Annotated in this window: 1 protein-coding gene; it reads right to left on the reverse strand. The window is 78.8% G+C overall.

Going from position 1 to position 807, the window contains the following annotated elements; translation table 11 throughout:
• Window positions 1-116: 116 nt before the first annotated feature.
• Window positions 117-807 (reverse strand): SLATT domain-containing protein (locus tag ACOV8S_RS28450; protein ID WP_448321375.1); only part of this gene is annotated, 691 nt, incomplete at its 5' end.

The following is an 807-nucleotide window of genomic DNA, read 5'->3' on the forward strand; positions in this document are numbered from 1 at the left end:
ACCCGAGCCCGTTCGCCCGGGAGCGCCACGTGTGGCTGGGGCTGCACGCGGCGGCGATCCGCAGCCTGGGCCAGGGCTCGATGATCGTCTTCAGCTGACGCCCCGGTCCGCCGCCGTCACCGCGGCTCCGGGGGACGCTGGCGCGGCATGTTGGGCCGGGGGGCCGCCAGGGAGAAGCGGCCGGCGCCGCCCACCGGGACGGCCACCTCGCCGCGCCCTCCGTCGGCGGCCCCCCGGGCCGCCGCGGGGACGTCGCCCCGCCGGAACTCGCCCATCCAGTCCGCCGTCTCGGCCCGCACCAGTTCGGTGACGTCCTCGGAGAACCTCCGCAGCACCCCCAGGCACCGCTCCGCCGCCTCGCCGGCCGTGCCCTCGGTGGGGCCCAGCACCTCGCGCACGTTCTCCGAGGCCCAGTCGAACTGCAGGGCCTGCAGCCGCCGCTGCACCGCCTGCGCCGTGGCCATGTCCCGCATCCAGCCGGAGGTCACCCCGAAGAAGCGGTCCGCGCCCCCGCAGGCGAGGGCCAGCAGCAGCGACAGGTACCCCCAGGGCGCCGCCCCGTCCATCACCTCGGCGAGGTCCAGCAGCGGGAGCCCCGCCGCGAGCACCGCCCCGGTGGCCGCGCCGCCGCGCAGCGCCCTGGCCGCGCGCCGCTTCCGGACCCGGTCCGCGAGGTACCAGGCGGAGGTCTCCAGCGCGCACCGCTCGACCCACCGGTAGAGCTCGTCCAGCCGCCGGGCCGGCACGTCCCAGTCGCCCTGCGGGAAGGGCCGGCCCAGCAGGTCCCCCGGCAGCCCCGGCGCCCCC

This window comes from Streptomyces sp. CO7 (assembly GCF_053474865.1).